Source organism: Massilia sp. DWR3-1-1 (genome assembly GCF_049898325.1).
Classification (GTDB): domain Bacteria; phylum Pseudomonadota; class Gammaproteobacteria; order Burkholderiales; family Burkholderiaceae_D; genus JAFCUW01.
The window spans coordinates 17,687-40,212 of record NZ_JAFCXL010000002.1; the positions used below are offsets into that span (position 1 = coordinate 17,687).

General features: G+C 65.6%; 20 protein-coding genes and 1 other RNA gene. 9 read left to right on the plus strand and 12 right to left on the minus strand.

The annotated features are described in order from the left end of the window. Positions 1–7 precede the first annotated feature (7 nt). Together ACP7EY_RS02330 and ACP7EY_RS02335 are read right to left on the minus strand one after the other, a co-directional pair. Entirely contained in the window at positions 8–2,707 is a 2,700-nt protein-coding gene (locus tag ACP7EY_RS02330) for an alpha-1,6-glucosidase domain-containing protein (protein ID WP_426190074.1), read from the minus strand. 22 nt (positions 2,708–2,729) lie between these two features. Beyond that, positions 2,730–4,271, minus strand: a complete 1,542-nt coding sequence (locus ACP7EY_RS02335; protein ID WP_426190738.1) for an oligopeptide:H+ symporter — start codon at positions 4,269–4,271, stop codon at positions 2,730–2,732. Positions 4,272–4,560: 289 nt separating this feature from the next. Here ACP7EY_RS02335 and ACP7EY_RS02340 point away from each other — a divergent pair, with 289 nt between their 5' ends. Further along, positions 4,561–6,183, plus strand: a complete 1,623-nt coding sequence (locus tag ACP7EY_RS02340) for an alpha-amylase family glycosyl hydrolase (protein ID WP_426190076.1) — start codon at positions 4,561–4,563, stop codon at positions 6,181–6,183. Between the two features lie 24 nt (positions 6,184–6,207). On the opposite strand, the gene ACP7EY_RS02345 is transcribed toward ACP7EY_RS02340, so the two are convergent. The 6 genes from ACP7EY_RS02345 to groES form a co-directional block, all read right to left on the minus strand. Continuing rightward, a complete protein-coding gene (locus ACP7EY_RS02345; RefSeq protein ID WP_426190078.1) occupies positions 6,208–6,684 on the minus strand; it encodes a hypothetical protein in 477 nt (158 codons plus the stop codon). Between the two features lie 6 nt (positions 6,685–6,690). Beyond that, positions 6,691–8,523 carry a hypothetical protein gene (locus ACP7EY_RS02350; protein ID WP_426190080.1) on the minus strand — a complete coding sequence of 611 codons (1,833 nt, stop codon included), beginning with the start codon at positions 8,521–8,523 and terminating at the stop codon, positions 6,691–6,693. Further along, positions 8,520–9,431 (minus strand): ATP-binding cassette domain-containing protein, encoded by a 912-nt coding sequence (locus tag ACP7EY_RS02355; protein ID WP_426190082.1) that lies wholly within the window; start codon positions 9,429–9,431, stop codon positions 8,520–8,522. The genes ACP7EY_RS02350 and ACP7EY_RS02355 overlap by 4 nt, the downstream gene beginning before the upstream one ends. Beyond that, positions 9,428–9,853 (minus strand): GntR family transcriptional regulator, encoded by a 426-nt coding sequence (locus tag ACP7EY_RS02360; protein WP_426190084.1) that lies wholly within the window; start codon positions 9,851–9,853, stop codon positions 9,428–9,430. The genes ACP7EY_RS02355 and ACP7EY_RS02360 overlap by 4 nt, the downstream gene beginning before the upstream one ends. 170 nt (positions 9,854–10,023) lie before the next feature. Continuing rightward, positions 10,024–11,676, minus strand: a complete 1,653-nt coding sequence (gene groL / locus ACP7EY_RS02365) for a chaperonin GroEL (protein WP_426190086.1) — start codon at positions 11,674–11,676, stop codon at positions 10,024–10,026. Positions 11,677–11,724: 48 nt separating this feature from the next. Next, the gene (gene groES / locus ACP7EY_RS02370) at positions 11,725–12,015 is read right to left on the minus strand and encodes a co-chaperone GroES (RefSeq protein WP_426110287.1); all 291 of its coding nucleotides are present in this window, start codon (positions 12,013–12,015) and stop codon (positions 11,725–11,727) included. A 339-nt stretch (positions 12,016–12,354) separates the two neighbouring features. Between groES and ACP7EY_RS02375 the strand changes: the two genes are divergently transcribed. From ACP7EY_RS02375 to ACP7EY_RS02405, 7 genes are all read left to right on the plus strand, one after another. After that, the gene (locus tag ACP7EY_RS02375; RefSeq protein ID WP_426190088.1) at positions 12,355–12,612 is read left to right on the plus strand and encodes a DUF904 domain-containing protein; all 258 of its coding nucleotides are present in this window, start codon (positions 12,355–12,357) and stop codon (positions 12,610–12,612) included. After that, positions 12,609–12,920, plus strand: coding sequence for a cell division protein ZapA (locus tag ACP7EY_RS02380; protein WP_426190090.1), 312 nt, complete (start codon positions 12,609–12,611; stop codon positions 12,918–12,920). The genes ACP7EY_RS02375 and ACP7EY_RS02380 overlap by 4 nt, the downstream gene beginning before the upstream one ends. A gap of 45 nt (positions 12,921–12,965) precedes the next feature. Then, positions 12,966–13,146, plus strand: a non-coding RNA gene (gene ssrS, locus ACP7EY_RS02385) — 6S RNA. Positions 13,147–13,297: 151 nt separating this feature from the next. After that, a complete protein-coding gene (locus tag ACP7EY_RS02390) occupies positions 13,298–13,795 on the plus strand; it encodes an EVE domain-containing protein (RefSeq protein WP_426190092.1) in 498 nt (165 codons plus the stop codon). A gap of 209 nt (positions 13,796–14,004) precedes the next feature. Next, positions 14,005–15,684, plus strand: a complete 1,680-nt coding sequence (locus ACP7EY_RS02395) for a methyl-accepting chemotaxis protein (protein WP_426190094.1) — start codon at positions 14,005–14,007, stop codon at positions 15,682–15,684. Between the two features lie 325 nt (positions 15,685–16,009). Continuing rightward, positions 16,010–17,725, plus strand: coding sequence for a methyl-accepting chemotaxis protein (locus ACP7EY_RS02400; protein ID WP_426190096.1), 1,716 nt, complete (start codon positions 16,010–16,012; stop codon positions 17,723–17,725). Positions 17,726–17,845: 120 nt separating this feature from the next. Beyond that, a complete protein-coding gene (locus ACP7EY_RS02405; protein ID WP_426190098.1) occupies positions 17,846–18,661 on the plus strand; it encodes a sulfite exporter TauE/SafE family protein in 816 nt (271 codons plus the stop codon). Between the two features lie 18 nt (positions 18,662–18,679). Here the strand turns inward: ACP7EY_RS02405 and lgt are convergent, their stop codons facing one another. The 3 genes from lgt to ACP7EY_RS02420 all read right to left on the minus strand — a co-directional run bounded on the left by lgt (position 18,680) and on the right by ACP7EY_RS02420 (position 20,734). Further along, complete coding sequence (gene lgt / locus ACP7EY_RS02410; RefSeq protein ID WP_426190100.1) at positions 18,680–19,525, minus strand: prolipoprotein diacylglyceryl transferase; 846 nt, start codon at positions 19,523–19,525, stop codon at positions 18,680–18,682. Further along, positions 19,525–20,412, minus strand: coding sequence for a LysR family transcriptional regulator (locus ACP7EY_RS02415; protein ID WP_426190102.1), 888 nt, complete (start codon positions 20,410–20,412; stop codon positions 19,525–19,527). Before ACP7EY_RS02415 ends, lgt begins: the two co-directional genes overlap by 1 nt. A 94-nt stretch (positions 20,413–20,506) precedes the next feature. Next, on the minus strand, positions 20,507–20,734 hold the full coding sequence (locus tag ACP7EY_RS02420) for a TIGR04438 family Trp-rich protein (protein ID WP_426190104.1): 228 nt from the start codon (positions 20,732–20,734) through the stop codon (positions 20,507–20,509). 182 nt (positions 20,735–20,916) lie between these two features. On the opposite strand from ACP7EY_RS02420, the gene ACP7EY_RS02425 reads away from it, so the two are divergent. Continuing rightward, positions 20,917–21,237: a c-type cytochrome gene (locus ACP7EY_RS02425; protein WP_426190106.1), complete on the plus strand. Its 321-nt coding sequence runs from the start codon at positions 20,917–20,919 to the stop codon at positions 21,235–21,237. A gap of 90 nt (positions 21,238–21,327) precedes the next feature. Here the strand turns inward: ACP7EY_RS02425 and ACP7EY_RS02430 are convergent, their stop codons facing one another. Further along, positions 21,328–22,470, minus strand: coding sequence for a branched-chain amino acid ABC transporter substrate-binding protein (locus tag ACP7EY_RS02430; RefSeq protein WP_426190108.1), 1,143 nt, complete (start codon positions 22,468–22,470; stop codon positions 21,328–21,330). Positions 22,471–22,526: the final 56 nt, after the last annotated feature.

A 22,526-nucleotide genomic window follows, 5' to 3' on the forward strand; every position in this document is an offset into this window, starting at 1 on the left:
CGCGGTGCTACTCGACGAACACCACGGCGGTCCGGGGCGGTATCAGGAAGCGGCCCGTGGCAGGGTCGAAGCGCGCCTGGCGCACCCGCGCGTCGGCCTTCTGGGCCGGGTGCAGCCGGTAGCGGCGCCCCTGTTCGCCCTCGGCCCGCACGCTGTGGGCGACCTTGTCGACATTGATGAAGTAGGCCAGCGTGCGAAAGCGCGCGCCCGGATAGCCATCGCCGTCGATGCGGGCGGCGATCAGCGGCGCCGCGCTGGGCAGGAAGTGCAGCCGTTGCTGCACGTCGGCGCTGCTGCGCATGCGCAGCAGGGTGGTGCTGGCGCGCACCGCCAGCAGATCGCGAAACACGTCGCGGGCGAAGCCGATGTCGGCGGCGGCGGGGCGCAGGCGGGCGTCGGCCAGCAGCGGCTTGATCAGCGCGTAATCCTTGCCGTTGTCGGGCGCCGGTGGCAGCCCCGTGCCAAAATAATTGCTCCGGTACGTCCAGTCGAGGCGGTTGAACCAGTCGCCCGAATTAAAACTGTTGCGGTCGAGGGACTTCGAGCGCAGGGTGTCGATGCCGGCGTGGTAGTAGGCCACGCCCTGGCTGAAGGCGACGATGGCGGCCCCCAGCATCTGCACGCGGGCGCGCTCGGCGGCCGAGGTGGCGCGCGGCAGCTTGAAGGCGTTGATGTCGTAGAGGGTCTGGTTGTCGTGGTTTTCCACGTAGTTGACCGCTTCGCCGGGGGCGAGGGCGTAGCCGGCCGGCTGGCCGTTGTAGTCGATCTCACCCAGCGTCCTGTCGGCGCCGTCCCAGGTGCGCAGGCGGTAGTCGCGCAGGGTGCCGGCCAGCCCCACCTTGACCAGGTCGGCGGCGCGCGCCAGCGCGCTGGCGGGGTGGCCGCCACCGAGCGCGTTGGGGTCGGTGACGAGGCCGTTGATGAAGCCCTGCTCGCTGATCAGGCGGGCTCCGCTGTCGCCGGCGGCGCCGCCGCGCACGGCGTCGCGCCCGCGGTCGCTGAAGCTGCCGATGCCGCTGCCGCCCAGCGACAGTTGCGCGGCCTGCACGAAGCGCGCGCCGTTTTCCACTTCGCCGAAATTCCAGCCTTCGCCGATCAGCTGCACGGGGTGGCCGACGGCCGCATCGACGCGCGCCTGCAACTGTTCCATCACGGCGCGCGGCTGGTGGCCCATCAGGTCGAAGCGGAACGAGTCGATCCGGTACTGGGTGGCCCACAGCAGCACCGAATCGATCATCAACTTACCCATCATGGCGTTTTCCGTCGCCGTGTTGTCGCAGCAGGTCGACTGGGCCACCGCGCCGGCGGCGTCGAGCCGGTGGTAGTAGCCGGGCACGATACGGTCGAGCACCGAGCGGGGGTGCTGGCCCGCGCGGTAGGTGTGGTTGTAGACGACGTCCATGCCGACCCGCAGGCCGATAGCGTGCAAGTTCGCCACCATGGCGCGCAGCTCGACGATGCGGCGCGCGCCATCGGCGGCGTCGCTGGCGTAACTGCCTTCGGGCGCGTTGAAGTGGAAGGGGTCGTAGCCCCAGTTAAAACAGTCGCGTTCGGCGAAACGCATCACCAGCGCCTGCTGCGTTGCGCTGGCGCGGCCGCCACGGGGCCGGGGCACGGCGCAAGCCTGTTCGGGCACGCTGGCGATGTCGTAGACGGGCAGCAGGTGGATGTCGGTCAGGCCCGCGCGCGACAGGGCGGCCAGGTGGCGCATGCCGTTCGAGGCGGTGTCGCCGAAGGCGGCATATTTGCCCCGGTGGGCGGCCGGCACGCTGGCGTCGTTGATGGAAAAATCGCGCACGTGCAGTTCGTAGACCACCATGTCGGTCAGCGCGGCGACCCTGGCGGGCGCCTTGCCGGCGTCCCAGCCGGCCGGCTTGAGCGCGGGCGCGGCCAGGTCGGCGACGTAGCTGCGCGCCGAGTCCAGGCTCAGGCTGACGGAATACGGGTCGGTGACGAGATTGCGCACCAGGCCCGTGCCATCGGCCACCACGTCGACCAGGTAAGTATAGTAGGCAGCGCTGGCGGCCGGCGCGGCGGCGCGCCACACGCCGGTCCCTTCGTCCCTTTGCATGGGCGCGATCGACGCAGCGGGGCCGGCGCCGCTGTCGTACAGGCACAGCGCGACCGCCTGCGCGGTGGGCGCCCATACAGTGAACACGCTGGCGCTGGCGCCAACCGTCACGCCCAGGTCGGCAGTGGCCGCCGTCGCATACAAGCGGTCGAGCGCGCCGGCGGCCTGGATGCGGGTGGCCGCCAGCACGCGCCCGGCGGCGTCCTCGCGCACCAGCACCAATTGGCCCCGGTGCAGGCTGCGCAGGGTGGCCAGGTCGGCGTCGAGGCGCAGTTCGGCGCCGGTTCCCACGTAGGCAAAGCGGGGCGCGGCGGCAGCGGCGGCGGCGCGCAGGGGCAGCGCGCCGTCGGCGCCGCGCACGGCCTGACCGGCATGGGCGACGATCGAGGCGGCGCTGGCGTGGTACAGCTTGAACACGCCCGTGTCGGCCATGCCGGGCCAGCGCAGCGATGCCTCGTCGAGCCAGACGGCGCGCGCTTCCAGGGTTTCCGTCGACCCGTGCAGGACCGTTTGAAACGGCCCGTCGCAGGCGGCCAGCGGCGCCGGCGCCGCCTGGGCCGCGCCGAGTGACAGGGCGCAAAACAGGGCGCTCACGCCCGCTACAACAAGGCCGGCGTGGCGCCCGTGGATGCTCATGGTGTTCCTGTACAGGGTAAACTTAATCGCGGTAGTTGTCGGTGAGGCGGTAGCGGGTGGCGTACCAGCCGAAGATCAGCGCGGCGACGAAGGCGAAGGCGGCGAAGAAAATCATCTGGGCGGCGATCACGCCGAAGCCGGTGCTCTTGATCCAGGCGACGACGGTGTCGTTCTTGACGCTGGCGTTGACGATCAGCACCCACAGGCTGCCCACCGTCACGGCCAGGCTCCAGAAGGCCATGATGATGCCCTTCATCGCTTTCGGCGCCTGGCTGTAGGCGAACTCCAGGCCGGTGGCCGAGACCAGCACTTCGCCCAGCGTCAGGATGGCGTAGGGCAGGATCTGCCAGGCCATCGAGGTGGGGCTGCCGCTGTCCATGTGGACCTGGATGGCGCCGATGACGACCCAGGCCAGCGCGGTGAACACGATGCCCGCGGTCATCCGGCGCAGCGCGGTCGGCTCGATGCCCAGCGCCCGGATCAGGGGGAACAGCGCGAGGTTGTTAAACGGGATCAGGATCATCACCAGCAGGGGATTCAAGGCCTGCATCTGCGCCGGCTGGAAGGTGAACTCGCTGCCGAACCAGTGCAAGGTGGGCTGGGTCATGGCGTTGGCCTGCACGATCCAGGTCGAGGCCTTCTGGTCGAACAGCGACCAGAACGGCGTCACCAGCGCGAACACGATCAGGATGCGCAGCACGGCGCGCACGCCGTCGACCGCTGCGGCCGGGTGGGACGCGCGCGCCCGTTCCAGTTGCAGCGACACGCCGACCCCGCCGAAAGCCAGCACCAGCACCAGCGCCAGGCAGGCGGCAATCACGAAGCCCCATTGCAGCGACATGGCCAGCGAGGCCAGCGCGCCGGCGGCGCCGATGGCGGCGACGATCAGGCCGGGACGGCCCTGGCCGGGCGCTTGTGCCAGCAGCGCCGTGCGCGCCACCCGCATGAACGAATCGGGATCGGCCGGCGCCGGTGCGATGTGCACGTACTTTTTGCGGCCCGACCAGAACACCACGGTGGCGATGAACATCAGGATGCCGGGAATGCCGAAGGCGACGGCGGGACCATACTGGCGCAGGAAAATCGGCATCAGCAGGGAGGCGAAGAAGGAGCCGAAATTGATGATCCAGTAAAAGGCGTCATAGACCAGCTTGGCCTTGTGCTTGTTGGTCTGGTCGAACTGGTCGCCGACGAAGGTCGACACCAGCGGCTTGATGCCGCCCGAGCCCAGCGCGATCAGGAACAGGCCGAAATAAAACCCGTTCAGGCTGTTTTCAAAGATGGCCAGGCAGGCGTGGCCGGCGCAGTAGACCAGGCTCAGCCACAGCACCGTGTTGTACTTGCCGAAGAAGCGGTCGGCCAGCCAGCCGCCCAGCAGGGGGAAGAAGTAGACGCCGATGACGAAGGTGTGGAACACGTGCTTGGCTTCGCCGGCGCGCTCGGCCTCCGGCAGGAACAGCAGCAGGGTGCTGATCAGGAAGGGCGTGAGGATGTTGCGCATGCCGTAAAAGCTGAAGCGCTCGCAGCCCTCGTTGGCGATAATGTACGGTATCTGGCGCGGCATGCGCCCCGTCCCGGTGCTGCTGACTGCTTGCGCGTCCACGGTTGCTGCCTGCGACATGGAATCCCCCTGTATTGACCAGACGCGATACTAGAATGAAGCTGCCGAACTGGCAACTGCTAATTGATCGGTGTGCGCCATCATGTAGTTTGACTACCGCAGCTGTGTCCGGTAGCTGCCGGATCGGTGCTAAGCCGTTGAAAAGACGGGTATTGAGCGGGGCTCCAGCGATTGTCGCGCGCCGGTCTCTGCTGTATATTATCTACAAATCCTTCATTCAGCGGAACTTTTCATGATCATCAACGACACGCCGTGGTGGCGCGAAGCCACCATTTACCAGGTTTATCCCCGCAGCTTCCTCGACACCAACGGCGACGGCGTCGGCGACCTGGCCGGCATCACCGAAAAACTGGGGTATATCGCCAGCCTGGGCGTCGATATCGTGTGGATTTCGCCGTTTTTTACCTCGCCCATGAAGGACTTCGGCTACGACGTGTCTGACTACTGCGACGTCGATCCTTTGTTCGGCACCCTGGCCGACTTCGACGCCCTGGTGGCGAAGGCGCACGGCCTGGGCCTGAAAATCATGATCGACCAGGTCTGGTCGCACACGGCCGAAGCGCATCCGTGGTTCACCGAGAGCCGCGCCAGCCGCGCCAATCCGAAGGCCGACTGGTACGTCTGGGCCGATCCGCGCGACGATGGCAATCCCCCCAATAACTGGCTGTCCGTGTTCGGCGGCTCGTCATGGCAGTGGGACAGCCGGCGCAAGCAGTACTATCTGCACAATTTCCTGGCCAGCCAGCCGGACATGAATTTTCATCATCCCGAGGTGCAGCAGGTCCACCTCGACAATCTGCGCTTCTGGCTCGAGCGGGGAGTTGACGGCGTGCGCATGGATGCCTGCAATTTTCACTTCCACGACACCGAGTTGCGCAGCAATCCGCCGGCCCTCACGCGCGACACCGCCACCGTCACCGATGTGAACCCGTACGGCATGCAGGCGCACGTCTACGACAAGACCCGGCCCGAGAACATCCCCTACCTGCTGCGCGTGCGCGCGCTGCTCAATGAATACGACGCCATCGCCATCGGCGAAGTGGGCGCCGACGATGCGCTCGGCGTGATGGCGGCCTACACGGCCGACGGCGACAAGCTGCACCTGGCCTACAGTTTTAATTTGCTCACGCCGCAGTTCTCGGCCGCGCACATCCGCACCCAGGTCGAGCAGTTCGAGGCGCGCGTGACGGGCGGCTGGGCCTCCTGGTCGGTGGGCAACCACGACAGCATCCGCGTGATGACGCGCTGGGGCGGCGAGCAGCCGTCGCCGGCGCTGGCGCGGGTGGTGCTGGCGATGCAGCTGGCCTTGAAAGGCACGCCCTGCCTGTACCAGGGGGACGAGCTGGCGCTGACGGAAGCCGATGTGCCGTTCGAGCTGCTGCAGGACCCGTACGGCATCACCTTCTGGCCCGAGTTCAAGGGCCGCGACGGCTGCCGCACGCCGATGCCGTGGACGAACGCCGCCCCGAATGGCGGTTTTACCACCGGCACGCCGTGGCTGCCGCTCGATCCGGCGCACATCGCGGCGGCCGAATCGGTCCAGGACGGCGACGCCGCCTCGCCGCTCAACGCGGCCCGCCGCCTGATCCAGTGGCGAAAAGCTCAGCCGCAGCTGACCCGCGGCGACATCGTGTTTTTTGACGCGCCCGAGCCGATCCTGGCGCTGCGCCGCGACCTGCCGGGGATGGCGTCGATGCTGGCGATTTTTAACCTGGGGCCGGCGCCGGTGACGTTCGACTGGGCCGCCGCACGGGGCGCCAGCGCCGTCGACGGGCACGGCCTGGCGGGCCAGGTCACCGATGGCCTGGTCAGCTTGCCGGCCTTCGGCGGCTGGTTCGGCGTGCTGCAGGCCTGAGCGTTCACAGCGCCGCCGGCTGACTCAATGCGTGCGCTCCAGCGGGCGCTTGTTGCTTCTCCACTGCGCCAGGCTCAAGGGCTTGTCGCCGGCGCCATCCTCGACCAGGATGGTGCCGCCTTCTTCCGCCACCAGGAAATCCTCCCAGCGGTGCACGGCGTCCTTGCCGTTCTCGACAAAACTGAGCTGGTAATACCGTTTGCCGTCGATCAGGCGCGGCGCGGCATCGTATTCGATGACGGCGCCACGGGCGCTGCCGCCCGAGGATTTTTCGATCGCGCTCGACCAGGCTTTCAGTTCCGGTAAGGCCATCAGGCTGGCGATGGCCTGCTGGCGCGCGTCGGCCGTGGCCACGCCGCTGGTGGGGGCCTGGGTTGGCGCGGGCGTTGGCGCGGCCTTTTCGCGGCAACCCGACAGGGCAAGGACAAGCGCGGCCGCAAGCAGGGCGCGGTGATGAAGAGGTCGGGCGAATGGGGTCATGGTGTCGATGGATGAGTTCATCGCAGTCTACGCCAAGCCTGGCATGCGGGCAATATTGGTGTCGCGGTGCGGACGCCTGGCGGCGCGCGCTTCGAGCACCATCAGCGACAGCAAGGCCGGTGGCCCCAGCAGCAGGCAGGCGGCCAGCCAGCCGCCCCGGCGCCGCGGATCGATGCGGGCGCGGCGCAGCCACAGATGGGCGCCCACGGCCGACAGCAGGCTGGCCGCGAGCGCCGCCAGCAGCACCGTCGGCGGGCGTGCCGAGGTGGCGGGGAGGACGTCGGCCACGGCGCCGCCGTCGAGCAGGCGTTCGGGCAGCGACACCAGCGTCTCGAGCACGGGCGAGAGCCACCAGGCGCGGTGCTCGAACAGGGTGCTGAAATCGTGGCCCACGGCGCGCTGCGCCACCACCTGCGCCGCGCCCGTCGCATCGACGAAGACCAGCGTCTGCCGCGCCGCCGGCCCGCCTTCGCCCATGCCGCGCCCCTGGTTGAACGACAGCAGCATGCCGTCGGGCAGTTCGGCGATATCGACGCGGTCAAGCTCGCTCAAGGGGCCGGGCAGGTCGACCCCAAACTGCGCCGCCAGGGCGCCGCGGGCACCGGCCGGCACGGCGCAGACGATCAGGCGGCGGTTGGTGAGCAGGTACTGGTGCTGTGCCAGCGCCTTGGGCGGCCCCGTCAAGGTCTCGGCGCCGCCCAGTTCTATCAGACGGTGCAACTGCTGCCCCTGCGCTTCGATCAGATACAGCGTTTGCGGGGTGAGCAGGTACGGTGCCGCCACCAGCGGCACGGACGAAAACGGCGCGCTATCGCCGGCACCGCCGGCGCCGAACCAGCCGCGCGAGCGGCCGGTGAACATGTCGCGGCCCCTGAATCGCATGGCGTCATGGCTGAACGTCCATTCGATCTTGTGCGTGCCATCGCCCCACTGCAGGCTCTTGCGGTTGCTCGACTGCTGGCGCACGGGGAAGTTGCGCGCCAGCGGCGCCAGGCTGGCTGCCGGTGCCCCTGTCAGCTGGCGGCGCCACTGGTCGGCGCGCGCATCGGTGGAGCGCGCCAGCACCGCCTCGAATGCCGCCCCGCTGCCCATCCGGGTCAGCGCGACGTAGCTGCCGGCGATCGGCAGCGCGCGCTTGGTCGGGTGCAGGTCGGCCGCCATCAATACCGTCTGGTAGAGCGTGGCGCCACTCCACAGCAGGGCAAAGTACAAGCCCAGTTGCAGGGGCAGTGCGGTCGCAATCAGTGCCGCCGGGCTGTCCGGTGGCGCCATGCGGTTCGGCTTGAAGCTGGAGTAGGCGACCCAGGCGAGCAGCACGATGCACAGCAGCGCCGGCGCCAGCATGGTCGCGCCCGAGGCCAAGTGCGCCATCAGCAGTGCCGGCAGCACCATCACGACGATGGCGGTTTTGGCGCGGCTGGTGACGGCGATGGCGCCGGCCAGCCAGGCGGCGAAGGTGATCAGCACGATGTGCAGTGCGGCCAGGTAGTGGCGCGCGTCGACGGTGCGTTCGCTGACGGCGCCGATGCCGGCCAGCGTGGCGACGGCGGGCAGCCCGACCGCCAGCACGATCAGGGTCAGCGAGGCAAGGGCGATGGCGCCGAAGATGCGTGCGCGCGAGAGGGGGCGATGGTGCAGCCATAGCCAGCGGCTGGGCTGGCTGTAGCCGAGCAGCTGGAACACGGCGAAGCCCGCCCCGGCCAGGCAGTAGAACGTCAGCAGCACGGCATGCACCTCCCAGCGCTGCTGCTGCAGGTCGAACAGGCGGTTGACGAACAGCAGCGCCAGCAGGTGCGCCGCCGTGAACAGCAGCGCGCCATTGCGAAAGCGCCGTAGCTCGCTCAGGTACAGGTCTTTCATGCGTGGCTTGCCTTGCGTTCAGTGCCGATATGGCTGTTGGACAAAAAGGCGTTGACCGCCCGTTCCAGGCTGACCGCCATCGACTGCGCCGAGCGCGCTCCCAGCAGCTTCAGGCGCGCGCCAAAATCGTCGCCCTGGTCGAACACGGTGAAATGGCTCAGGCCATCGATGCGGTCCTGTTGCAGCACGCCGGGCAGCTGTCGGCGGTCCGGGGCGCTGAAGGGAAATTCGGCGATCCACAAGCGCACCTTTTCGCAGAACGCGAACGGGGTGGACAGGTGGCGCAGCTGGCCTCGTTCGAGTATCACCAGTTGGTCGGCGAGCCGTTCGACTTCTTCCATCTGGTGCGAGCAGTAGACGATGGTGGCGCCGTCGTCGAGCGCGCTGGCCATCAGCGCTTCCAGGAAGGCGCGCTTGGCGACAACGTCCAGTCCCAGCGTCGGTTCATCGAGAATGAGCAGTTGCGGGCACTGCGCCAGCGCCAGCGCGAGGTTGACGCCGGCCCGTTCGCCGCGCGAGAGTTCGGCGATTTTCTGGGTGGGCAGCACATTGAAGTTGCTCACCACGGCCGCATAGCGCTCCCCGTTCCACGAGGGGTACTGGCGGCGCTGCATGGCGGCGAGCTCGCTTACCCGCATCCAGGCCGGCAAGGTATGTTCCTCGTTGACGAAGCCGATGCGCGCGCGCAGTGCCGGTGTCAGGCGGGCGCTGTCGCAGCCGAGGATGGTGGCAGTGCCGGCACTGGGCGACTCGAAGCCCAGCAGCAGTCGAAACAGCGATGACTTGCCGGCGCCGTTGGCGCCGACGACGGCGTGAATGCCGCCATCGGCGATCGCCAGCGTCAGGTGGTCGAGCGCCAGCTTGCCCCGGTAGTGCAGGCACAGGTCGCGGGTGTCGATGACGTTCATGCGCTTTTGCGCGCCGGTTCGGGATGCGGCAGGACCGCCTCGAGCGCGCTCGCCGCGCGCGACAGGATGTCCTGCGCGGAGTAGTCCAGGCCGATCACGTCGCCGGCGAAGCGCTGCACGGCGTCGTCAAGGCGGCGCGTGCGCTCGGCGTCCGCCAGGCGCTGGCGCGGCGCGGCCACGAACAGTCCCAGGCCGGCGCGGGCATCGAGCCAGCCTTCGGCCGTCAGTTCCGCGTAGGCCCGCGCCACCGTGTTCGGGTTGATGGTCAACTGCTGCGCCAGCCCGCGCACGCTGGGCAGGGCGGCGCCCAGCGGCAGCGCGCCGCTGGCGACCAGGCGACGCACGCCATCGACGATCTGGTGGTGGATCGGGCGGCTGTCGCCGGCGACGATGTGCAGCATTAGCGGGGTACGGCGGCTCATGGCGGCTCCTGGGTAACTGTACTATTTTAATTAGTACAGTAGCAGCGAGCCGGCGGCGCCGTCAACAAGATCCCGATACATATGTCGCCGCGCCGCGCCCATAAAAAATGGCCACCCGAAGGTGGCCATTGTTTTTCAGCGATGGGGTCCGCGGACCCCGGGGCTGGCAATTACATCATGCCGTCCATACCGCCCATGCCGCCCATGCCGCCCATACCGCCGCCCATGCCGCCGCCAGCCGACTTGTCGTCAGCCTGTTCGCAGACCATGGCGTCGGTGGTGAGCATCAGGCCAGCGATCGATGCGGCGTTTTGCAGCGCCGAACGGGTCACTTTGGCTGGATCGAGCACGCCCATTTCGACCATGTCGCCGTAGGTGCCATTGGCGGCGTTGTAGCCGTAGTTGCCGGTGCCGGCCAACACAGCGGCGACGACCACCGACGGCTCTTCGCCGGCGTTTTGCACGATCATGCGCAGTGGCTCTTCCATGGCGCGCAGGACGATCTTGATGCCGGCGTCCTGGTCAGGGTTGTCGCCCTTGACGTTGATGTTGGCGCGCGCGCGCAGCAGGGCAACGCCGCCGCCTGGCACGATGCCTTCTTCAACGGCAGCGCGGGTGGCGTGCAGTGCATCTTCGACGCGGGCTTTCTTTTCTTTCATCTCGACTTCGGTGGCAGCGCCAACCTTGATCACGGCAACACCGCCGGCCAGCTTGGCCACGCGCTCTTGCAGTTTTTCACGGTCGTAGTCCGAGGTCGCTTCTTCGATCTGCACGCGCACTTGCTTGACGCGCGCTTCGATCGCTTCGGCTTGACCGGCACCGTCGATGATGATGGTGTTTTCCTTGCCCACTTCGATACGCTTGGCCTGGCCCAGTTCGGCCAAGGTCACTTTTTCCAGCGTCAGGCCGACTTCTTCGGCGATCACCTGGCCGCCGGTCAGGACAGCGATGTCTTCCAGCATGGCTTTACGACGGTCACCGAAGCCTGGCGCTTTGACGGCGCAGGTTTTCAGGATGCCGCGGATGTTGTTGACCACCAGGGTGGCCAGCGCTTCGCCTTCGATGTCTTCGGCGATGATCAGCAGCGGACGGCCCGCTTTGGCAACTTGTTCCAGGATCGGCAGCAGATCGCGGATGTTCGAGATTTTTTTGTCGCACAGCAGGACGAACGGGTTGTCCTGGATGGAGACCTGTTTTTCCGGGTTGTTGATGAAGTACGGCGACAGGTAGCCGCGGTCGAACTGCATGCCTTCGACGATGTCGAGTTCGTCGTTGAGCGACTTGCCGTCTTCGACGGTGATGACGCCTTCCTTGCCCACTTTTTCCATCGCTTCAGCGATACGCTCGCCGATCGATGCATCCGAGTTGGCCGAAATCGAGCCGACCTGGGCGATTTCCTTGGTGGTGGTGCATGGCTTGGCGATGATCGCCAGCTGTTCGACGGTGGCAGCGACTGCCTTGTCGATGCCGCGCTTCAAGTCCATCGGGTTCATGCCGGCGGCAACGAACTTCATGCCTTCGCGCACGATGGCCTGGGCCAGCACGGTGGCGGTGGTGGTGCCGTCGCCGGCGTTGTCGCTGGTGCGGGAAGCGACTTCCTTGACCATCTGCGCGCCCATGTTCATCAGCTTGTCTTTGAGCTCGATTTCTTTGGCAACCGAAACACCGTCCTTGGTGATGGTTGGCGCGCCGAACGAACGCTCGATGACGACGTTGCGGCCTTTCGGGCCCAGGGTGACTTTGACTGCGTTGGCGAGGATATTGACGCCTTCAACCATTTTCGAACGGGCGCTGTCGCCAAATACTACGTCTTTAGATGCCATGTGTGTTTCTCCGGTGAGGAATGATTAGGGTGAGACAGTGGCTGCTGATTACTTGACCAGCACGGCCATGATGTCTTCTTCGCGCATGACCAGCAGCTCTTCGCCGTCGACCTTGACGGCTTGGCCCGAGTATTTGCCGAACAGAACGCGGTCGCCGACCTTGACTTCGAGGGCGCGTACTTTGCCGTCGTCCTGGACCTTGCCGTTACCGATGGCGAGCACTTCGCCCTGGTCCGGTTTTTCAGCGGCTGCATCTGGAATGATCAGGCCGGACGCGGTTTTGGTTTCCTGGTCGAGACGTTTGACGATGACGCGGTCGTGCAAAGGGCGAAGGTTCATATAAGACTCCTTAAAAATCAATGGGTTGACTGACGTTCCCGGATAATTCCGGCGCCGGTCGGGTCGTTCGGATTGCGGCACCCTGGGGATGCAGCTTGCTTAATTCAGTAAAACTTCTGTTAGCACTCTCTGCCAACGAGTGCTAATTATAGGGACGATACCCCCCTATTTCAAGCTCTCGTTCTGAACTATTTCGCCATTTACCCCCGCGCGTGGCGCTGCGCGAGCCCGCTGCCGGGCAGCGCCGAAGCAGGGCGGCGTGCCGATCCTGTCAGTTTGAAGGGGGTCGGCGTACTGATTCGATTGACTGCGGTTCACCCCGGGTTCTATAGTGACGGGATGATTTCTGAATTCCAAGACCTATCCCTCAAGATCGACCAGCTTGCCGACCTGACGGCGGCGTTGCGGCGTGAAAACGCCTCGCTGCGCCAGACCAATGTCGAGCTCGCCGCCGAAAACGCCACTCACCGCCAGCGCCTGGCCGAAGCGCGCCAGCGCATTGGTGCGCTGATCGCACAGATCCCCGTGCCCGTCAGCGCCGCGCCCGCCGCCAGCGCCGCCGACGCGGTGAGCGCCGCCGTGGAGGTGGCCAAATGATCCAGCTCGACGTGAGCATCATGGGCCACCCGTATCGGCTGGCCTGCCGCGAAGGCGAGGAGCACGCGCTGAAAGAAGCGGTCAGCTACCTCGACGGCAAGATGAGCGCCCTGCGCGACTCCGGCAAAGTCAAGGGCAATGACCGCATCGCCGTGATGGCGGCGCTGTCGGTGGCCGCCGAACTGCTGTCGACCAAATCGGGAGAAGGACCGTTTTCGGGCCTGTCGCTGATGGAAGTCAAGCAGAAAATGGAAGCGATGAACACGGTCCTCGATGGCGCCCTGACGCCGCAAGAAAATCTGTTTTGACGGCCAAATTCGTTTGACTTGTCGGTGTATCGGAGTAAACTTCGTTCCACCCTGCGGTGTTCGCGATTGCCATATATTCCTTGAACCATTTATGTGCACCGGTTGCGGGATTATGTTTGATGGGAGTGAGCGTCGCTAGTCCGACGAACCCGAAATTGAACTAACTGTGACCACCTTGAACCGTTTGGTTCGGGATGCCGGCAAAGACGGCACAGGCGGGGTAATAACAATCGAATAAAAGCGGCAAGCGGCTTTTATTTGGGAATGACAGCTAAAAATCACTGGTCCCGCCAGAGGATTTTTAGAGGTCCATGCAATAAAAACAGGCAGTTGCCCGGCCTTGCCTGCACTCCTTCTCTCTTCTTATTTTTTTCCGCATGCCTTACTGGTTAATGAAATCCGAGCCGGACGAGCTCAGTTTTGACGACCTGCTGGCGGCCCCCGATCGCACGCTGGCCTGGTGCGGGGTGCGCAATTATCAGGCGCGTAATTTCATGCGCGACCAGATGAACGTGGGCGATGGCGTGCTGTTTTATCATTCCAGCTGCGCCGTTCCCGGCGTCGCCGGGCTGGCCGAAGTGGCCTCCGTGGCCTATCCGGACGCCTCCCAGTTCGACCCTGCCAGCCCGTATTTCGACCCCAAGGCCAGTCCGGCCACACCGCGCTGGGTGTCGCGCGATATTCGTGCGCTCGAGCGGGGACGCCTTGTGCCCCTCACCGCTTTGCGCGCCATGGCGTCCCTCGAGGCCATGGTGCTGCTGCAAAAAGGCAGCCGCCTGTCCGTCTCTCCCGTCAGTGCGCCCGAATGGCACGCCGTCGTGGCGGCGCTGCGGGCCGGCGACGGTCTGCCAGGTGCGCCATCGACGGCACGCTAGACAAATACATGGCGCGCCAACCCACGCCGTCAAAACAAGAATAATGAAGCGGTCAATATGTCAAATTAACTATTGCTGCAAGAAAACATCACGCCTACTATCGGGTGTCCGACGGTCGCGAGCGCAAGCTGCTGCCCGATCGCTCAGCCATGGTCACCGCGTCGCCGCTGCGGTTGGCGCGCGCCGAATCTCATCTTGTAGGAATCGACATGTTTTCAAAAAATCTTATGATCGGCCAGCGTCTCGGGCTTGGATTTGGTGCCGTCATCGCGCTGCTGTTGCTGATGGGGACCCTGTCGTATCTGCGCATGGGAGCACTGTTCGACGACATTCGCCTGACCAACGAGGACCGTTTTCCCAAGACCGAACTGCTGCACCAGGTCAAGGACGAGCTGAACGAAACGGCGCGCAATATGCGCAACCTGCTGCTGCTGAGCGACCCCGAGATACTCAAGGGCGAATACGCCAACATCGAGGAATCGTCGCGCGCCATTAGCGCCGCCCTCGACAAGCTCGACAAGATGATCAGCGCGCCGGAGGGGCGCGCCCTGTTTGCCGAGATCAGCGCCAGGCGGGCCGATTTTGTGAAGGAGCGCACCGCCTTCCTCGAGCTGACGAAGGCGCAGAACAAGGACGAAGCGCTCAAGCACCTGAGCGACAAAGTGCGCCCCGCCAATCTGGCCTATTTTGCCGTCCTCGACAAGATGCTGGCCTTTCAGACCAAGCTGATGGTCGACTCGGCCCAGGAGTCCGAGCGTGAGGCTACCAACTCGAAAATCGTGCTGCTGACCCTGGCGGCATCGGCGACCGTGATCGGCGCGCTGATCGCCTGGCTCGTCACGCGCAGCATCGTGCGCCCCATCGCCGAAGCGGTGGTGGTGGCGCGCCGGGTCGCCGACGGCGACCTCACCAGTACTTTCGTCGTCACCGGCCGTGATGAAACGGGCTTGCTGCTGCAAGCCCTGTCGGACATGAATGACGGCTTGCACAAGATCGTCGGCGAGGTGCGCCTTGGCACCGACACCATCGCCACCGCCTCCTCGCAGATCGCCGCTGGCAACCTCGACCTGTCGGCGCGCACCGAGCAGCAGGCCGCCTCGCTGGAGGAAACCGCCTCGTCGATGGAGGAGATGGCCGCCACCGTCAAGCAGAACGCCGACAACGCGCGCCAGGCCAATCAACTGGCCATTTCCGCCTCGCAGACGGCCGTCAAGGGGGGCGACGTGGTGGCGCAGGTGGTCGGCACCATGGGCTCGATCAACGATGCCTCGCGCAAGATCGTCGACATCATCGCCGTCATCGACGGCATCGCCTTCCAGACCAATATCCTGGCCCTGAACGCCGCCGTCGAGGCGGCCCGCGCGGGCGAGCAGGGACGCGGCTTTGCCGTGGTGGCCTCGGAGGTGCGCAACCTGGCGCAGCGTTCGGCCACCGCCGCCAAGGAGATCAAGGGCTTGATCGACGCCTCGGTGGCCCAGGTCGACATCGGCCAGGGGCTGGTGGAGCAGGCTGGCAGCACCATGACGGACCTGGTCTCGAGCGTGCAGCGGGTCACCGACATCATGGGCGAGATCAGCTCGGCCAACCACGAGCAGGAAGCGGGCATCGCCCAGATCAACCTGGCCATCACCGACATGGACGTCGTCACCCAGCAGAACGCGGCACTGGTGGAAGAAGCCTCGGCCGCCGCCGCCTCGCTGCAACAACAGGCGGCGCAACTGGCCGGTGTGGTGAGCGTATTCAAAACGGCCGCTGGCAGTGCGCCTGCGCCGCTGCGCCCCGCCGCCCGCGCACCGGCGCCCCGCGCCGCCGCCGCCAAGCCACGCCCAGCGGCGGCCACCCCACGCCTGGCCAGCGCCGCTGCGACCGATGAATGGGAACAGTTTTAAGGTGACCGACGGGGGCGCCTGCCCCCGTTTTCTCAGCGGCCCCGTGTCGCCAGCGCCGTTCCCCACCCACACAATTGCGTACAGCGCAAGCGAACCTCGTGCGGCGCCCGTACTTACAACAGATCGCATCACTACGCCGATCTAACTATTGCCCTAGATAAACATGCGGCCTACTATCGTCGCATGGATGTGTTCGAGCGTGCCTGCTGCGCGCCACCCGCGCGAGCGTTCGCGGTGGCAGGGAGGCTGACCGAATGACGCCATTCGCCACGACGGGGCCGCGGCCCCTCCACCGCTGTTGACGCATGATATAAATGAGATTCCCATGAAAAATTTCACCATCGGCCGCCGTCTCGGACTCGGTTTCGCCGTTGTTATCGCGGTGATGCTGCTGATGGCGGGGCTGGCCTACCTGCGCATTGGCGAAGTCACCGCCGAGATCCATATGAGCAATGCCGACCGTTTTCCCAAGACCGTGCTGGTGCACAAGATCCGCGACGAGCTCAACGAAACGTCGCGCAATATGCGCAACCTGCTGCTGCTGTCGGATGTGTCGACCCTGAACCAGCAATACACGAGCATGGAAAAGAGCTCGCGCGTGATCACCGCCACGCTCGCCACGCTGGACAAGACAGTCACTTCGGCGGAAGGGCGCGCCATGCTGGCCGACATCGCCAAGCAGCGCGCCGCCTTCATCAAGGAGCGCGACATCCTCATCGAGCTGGCCCAGGGCTGGCGCAAGGAGGAGGCGATGAAGCACCTGGCCGAAAATGTGCGGCCGGTGAACCAGGCCTATTTTGACGCACTCGACAAATTGTCCGACTTCCAGGCCAAGTTGATGCTGGCCTCGGGTGAACACGCCGAGGCGACTGCCCGCGCCACCCGGCTGATGGTGCTGGTGCTGGCCGGTGTCGCCAGCGTGCTGGCCGCCGCCGTCGCTTTCCTGGTCAACCGCAGCATCACCGGCCCCATCGAGCAGGCGGTGGCGGTGGCGCGCATGGTCGCCGACGGCGATCTGACCAGCACCATCACGGTCGACCGCGGCGACGAAACGGGCAGGCTGCTGCAGGCTTTGTCGGACATGAACGGCAACCTGCAAAAAATCGTCGGCGATGTCCGTACCGGCACCGACACCATCGCCACCGCCTCCGCGCAGATCGCCGCTGGCAACCTCGACCTGTCGGCGCGCACCGAGCAGCAAGCCGCCTCGCTGGAGGAAACCGCCTCGTCGATGGAGGAGATGGCCGCCACCGTCAAGCAGAACGCGGACAATGCGCGCCAGGCCAACCAGCTGGCCATCGCCGCCTCGCAGACCGCCGTCAAGGGCGGCGCGGTGGTGGCCCAGGTGGTCGGTACCATGGGCTCGATCAACGATGCCTCGCGCAAGATCGTCGACATCATCGGCGTCATCGACGGCATCGCTTTCCAGACCAATATCCTGGCCCTGAACGCCGCCGTCGAGGCGGCGCGCGCGGGCGAGCAGGGACGCGGCTTTGCCGTGGTGGCCTCGGAGGTGCGCAACCTGGCGCAGCGTTCGGCCACCGCCGCCAAGGAGATCAAGGGTTTGATTGCCGCCTCGGTGACCCAGGTCGACATCGGCCAGAGCCTGGTGCAGCAGGCCGGCAGCACCATGACGGACCTGGTGGCGAGCGTGCAGCGGGTCACCGACATCATGGGCGAGATCAGTTCGGCCAACCACGAGCAGGAAGCGGGCATCGCCCAGATCAACCTGGCCATCACCGACATGGACGCGGTGACGCAGCAGAACGCGGCGCTGGTGGAACAGGCGGCGGCGGCGGCGGCGTCGATGCAGGATCAGGCGGCCCACCTGGCCGAGGCGGTCAGTGTCTTCAAGCTGGCGGGCGGCCACGTCCAGCCGGCGGCGGCTGCGCCGGCGCGGCCGGCGCAGCCGCCCACGCTGATGGTGGTGCCGAAGGCGCAAGGGGAGGCGCAAGGCAAGCCGCCAGCGGCGCCGGCGAAAGCGGGCGCGCCGCGCCGGCTGGCCGCGGTCAGCGCGGCCGACGAGTGGGAGCAGTTCTGACCGCATTGCCCCATTTGCACGGTTGATCGGCAGCGGGCCCGGGTCGAGCGTAAAATGCGCTCACCCGGGCCTTGCCCGTCAACGACCCGCGATGCGGTCACATGTCAAAATGAGTATGCAATGAGCTGGACCCTGATAGCGGCCCTTTGTGCAATGGGCGTGTTCGGCGGCTTCGCCGCCGGTTTGCTGGGCATCGGCGGCGGCATGATCCTGGTGCCGTTCATGACGATGGTGTTTACGTCGCTGGGTTTTCCGCCCGCGCTGATCGTCCACATGGCCATCGCCACCTGCCTTGCCACCATCGTGTTTACGTCGATTTCCTCGGTGCGCGCCCATCACCTCAAGGGCGCGGTGCGCTGGGATATCGTGCGCCAGTTCACCCCCGGCATCCTGGCCGGCTCGTGGATCGGGCCGTGGATCGGCAAGCAGATGAACCCGATGGTGATGGCGCTGTTCTTCGGCGCCTTCGTGGCGGTGGCGGCGACCCAGATGCTGATCGATACCAAGCCGGCTTCGCAGCACCCGCTGCCGGGCAAGCCGGCCATGTTCGCCGCCGGCGGCGGCATCGGCATCCTGGCCGGCCTGGTGGGCGCCGGCGGCGGCTTCGTCTCGATTCCCTTCATGAGCTGGTACAGCGTGCGCATCCACAACGCGGTGGCCACCAGCGCGGCGCTGGGCTTTCCCATCGCGCTGGCGGGGACGCTGGCCAACATCTGGTTCGGCCTGGGCGAGGCGACGCTGCCGGCGCACTCGCTGGGCTTTATTTATGTGCCCGCGCTGGCGATCATCGCGACCGCCAGCGTGTTGATGGCGCCACTGGGCGCGCGCACCGCGCACCGCTGGCCGGTGCGGCGCCTGCGCCGCTCGTTCGCATTCATCCTGTACGCGCTGGCGCTGTACATGCTGTGGAAGGGCGCGGTGCTGTACCGCGCCTGAAGGGGCAAGGCACGCGCCTCAGCGCGCTGCCTGCCCCGCGAAATGGGGATGCCGATAGGCCCAGGCCAGCATCAGCAGGCCGCCCACGATCATCGGCAGCGACAGCATCTGCCCCGAGGTGACGGGCAATCCCGCCACCGTCACCTGCCAGTCCGGCACGCGGAAATACTCGGTGAAAAAGCGCGCGCAGCCATACAGGGTGGTGAACAGCGCGCCCACCGCCAGCCGTGGCCGCGCCGAGCGCGAATACAGCCAGACGATGACGAACACCAGCAGGCCGTCGATGAGCATCTGGTAGATCGGCGATGGATGGCGCAAGCCCTCGAGGAACACGGGCGCGGGCTGCAGCGCATAGCGCGTGTCGGGCCAGCGCATCGCCCACGGCAGGGCGGCGTCGGCCACGCGGCCGGGCAGTTCGGCGTTGATGAAGTTGCCGAGGCGGCCGGCGGCGTACCCGAGCGGCACCAGCGGGGCGATAAAATCGAGCACGTCGAGCACATTGCGGCCCACCTTGCGCGACCACAGGGCCATCGCCACCAGCACGCCGATGAAGCCGCCGTGGAAGGACATGCCGCCGTGCCAGACCTTGAACACTTCCAGCGGATCGTTGAGGAACAAGCGGGGCGTGTAAAAGAACACCTCGCCCAGGCGGCCGCCGATGATCACCCCCAGCATGCCGTAAAACAGCATGTCGTCGAGGTCTTCCTTTTTCCAGCCCTGGGCGGCAATGTGCGGCTGGGCGATGCGCACGCGGCCCAGCGCCAGGAACAGGCCGAAGGCGAGCACGTACATCAATCCATACCAGTGCACCTGCACGGGGCCGAGCGAAAATGCCACGGGGTCGGGCATCGGGTGAGTGAGCATCAGTGTGTCTTTCTTAATAGTTCCAAAAATCCCTGCAGCACGGGCGAGCTGTTGTCACGGCGCCACGCGCAGCCCGTCTCGACCAGCGGCGTGGCATCGCGCAACGGGCGGTAGTCGACGCCGGGGCGCATCAGGTTCGACACGGATTGTGGCACAAGTGCCATGCCCATGCCCGCTGATACCAGGCTGACAATGGTTTGCATCTGGATCGCCTGCTGGCCGATGGCCGGCGTCAGACCGGCGCTGGCGAAGCAGCCGAGGATGGCGTCATGCAGGGCAGGGGCGATGGGGCGGGGGAAAATGATCAGTGGCAGGGACGGGGCCTCGCGCAGCGCCACCGGGCCGGCCGGCAGCAAGCCGGTCGGCAGCGCCAGGATCAGCGGCTCATCGAGCAGTTTCAGGTAATCGAGTTCGGCGCGGGCCTTGTCCGGCAAGGGCGGGATCAACAGGCCGACGTCGATGCGGTTGTGCAGCAGGTCGTCGACCTGCACATCCGAGGTCGCCTCCTGCAGCACGATCTGCACCTGGGGAAAGGCGGCCCGGTAGTTGCGCAGGAACGGCGGCAACACGCTGTAATCGGCCGAGGAGACGAAGGCCAGCGCCAGCCGGCCGCTCTCGCCGGCGGCGGCGGCGCGTACCAGTGCCGCCAGTTCGCCCGACTGGGCCAGCAGGCGCCTGGCCTCGGGCAGCAGGGCCGCACCGGCGGGCGTGAGCGCCACGCTGCGCCGGCTGCGCTCGAACAGCGCGGCGCCCAGCAGGGCTTCGAGCCCCAGGATCGCTTGCGACAGGGGTGGCTGGGTCATGTGCAAGCGCACGGCGGCGCGGCCGAAGTGCAATTCTTCAGCGACCGTGACGAAATAGCGCAACTGGCGCAATTCGAGGTTCATAGCGATGTCATTGGATGGAGCGGCAATCGGGATGCCGTATGACGCAAAACAGGAGCGCCATCATACCGCGCGCGGCCGGCGGTGTATTTTCAGCCTACTTGCGCTTTTTCTCGAACGACGCCGCCACCCGCGCCTTGCGGCGTGCCTCGTCGACGTCATGGGCCTTCTTTTTATCCAGGCCCAGCATTTTTTCGATGAATTCGAACCAGATGAAGGCCGCGCCCATCGCCCCGATCACCCACCACCACGACATGTCGGCGAACTTCCACACTTCGAAATAGCGCAGGGGGATCAACGCTGCAATGATGATGATAAGTGGCATGGGAACTCCTTGAATACGCCATCTTACAAAGGTTTTAGTGCAGCAGGGCAAATAAACGCACGGCGCGGGCGACTTGTGGTCAAGCCGCCTCTGCATAAAGCGTGTTCGAATGTAACGCTGACAAGGGCAGGGTGTAATCTTGTTAGAATATGCCATCTGGTCCTTACTTTTGGAGATTTGCAATGAAACGTTCGAAGATGCTGGGCATGCTGTTCACCGTTGTGGCGACCTCTCTGGCATCGACCAGTGCGATGGCCAACGCCGATCTGGCCAAGGCCAAAAATTGCATGGCATGCCACGCGGTCGCCACCAAGCTGGTGGGTCCCGCTTTCAAGGACGTCGCCGCCAAGTATTCCGGTCAGAAAGATGCTGAAGCTAAACTCGCGGCCAAGGTCTTAAAAGGCGGCAGCGGTTCCTGGGGTGCGGTGCCGATGCCGGCCAACCCGCAGGTGAGCGACGCCGAGGCGCATACGCTGGTCAAGTGGGTGCTGTCGCAGAAGTAAGCGAAGCGGACACAAAAAAACGCGCCGAGGGCGCGTTTTTTTATGGGGGACACGATGGGGGCTGGCAGCGCTTGCCAGCCCTTGCCGCGTTTAACGCACCACTTCGATCTTGGTTTTCTTGCCGCCCTTGTAGGTGAACAAGGTCAGCGCGCCATCCTTGATGTCGCCGAAGTTGTCGAACTGAATCAGACCGGTCACGCCCTGGTACTTGATTTTTTTCAGTTCAGGCAAATAGACGGCAGGATCGGCCGACTTGGCGTTTTGCATGGCGGTCGCCATCGTCATCACCGCGTCGTACACATACGGTGCGTAGATCTGCACGTCGGCATTGTATTTTTTCTTGTAGCGGGTCACGAAGTCGGCCATGACTTTCTCTTGCGCGCCCTCGACACCGCCCGCTTCGGCGCACACCATGGTGCCTTCGCCGATGCCGTCGCCGGCCAGGCGGGCCACCGCTTCCGTACAGACGCCGTCGCCACCCATGAACTTGGCGGTGATGCCCAGTGCTTTCATTTGCTTGAGCATGGGGCCGCCCACCGAATCCATGCCGCCGAAGAAGACCAGGTCGGGCTTTTTCGCCTTGATCGAGGTCAGGATGGCGGTGAAGTCGGTGGCTTTGTCGGTGGTAAATTCTTTGCCGACCATTTTGACGCCGGGGAACTTGGCCTTGGCGCCCTTGATGAATTCGTCGGCGACGCCCTGGCCGTAGGCGGTGCGGTCGTCGATCACGGCGATGCTTTTGGCGCCGAGTTTGTCGACGGCGTAACGGCCCAGCGTGCCGCCGAGCTTGTTGTCATTGGCGACGACGCGGAAGGCGCCCTTGAAACCTTGCTTGGTGTAGACGGGGATGGTGGCCGACGGCGAAATCTGCGGAATGCCGGCATCGTTGTAGATGCGCGAGGCCGGTACGGTGGTGCCGGAATTGAGGTGGCCGATCACGCCGTTGACCTTAGCATCGACCAGCTTCTGGGCCACGGCCGTGCCTTGCTTCGGATCGGCGCCGTCGTCTTCCGTCAGCAGTTGCAGGGTGACCTTCTTGCCGTTGATCGTAAAACCCTTGGCATTGAGTTCTTCAATGGCCATGCGGGCGCCGTTCTCGTTGTCCTTGCCCAAGTGGGCGCTGGGACCCGAGATGGGTGCGACGTGCCCGATCTTGACCACCTCTTGTGCGCTGGCGCTGCCGGCAAAGGCGAGGGCAATGGCGAGAGGAATCAGCTTGGTGGTGAACTGCATGGACATTCTCCAAAGGTTGTTGATCAGAATTTACGTAAGGGCAAACGGTACAACAA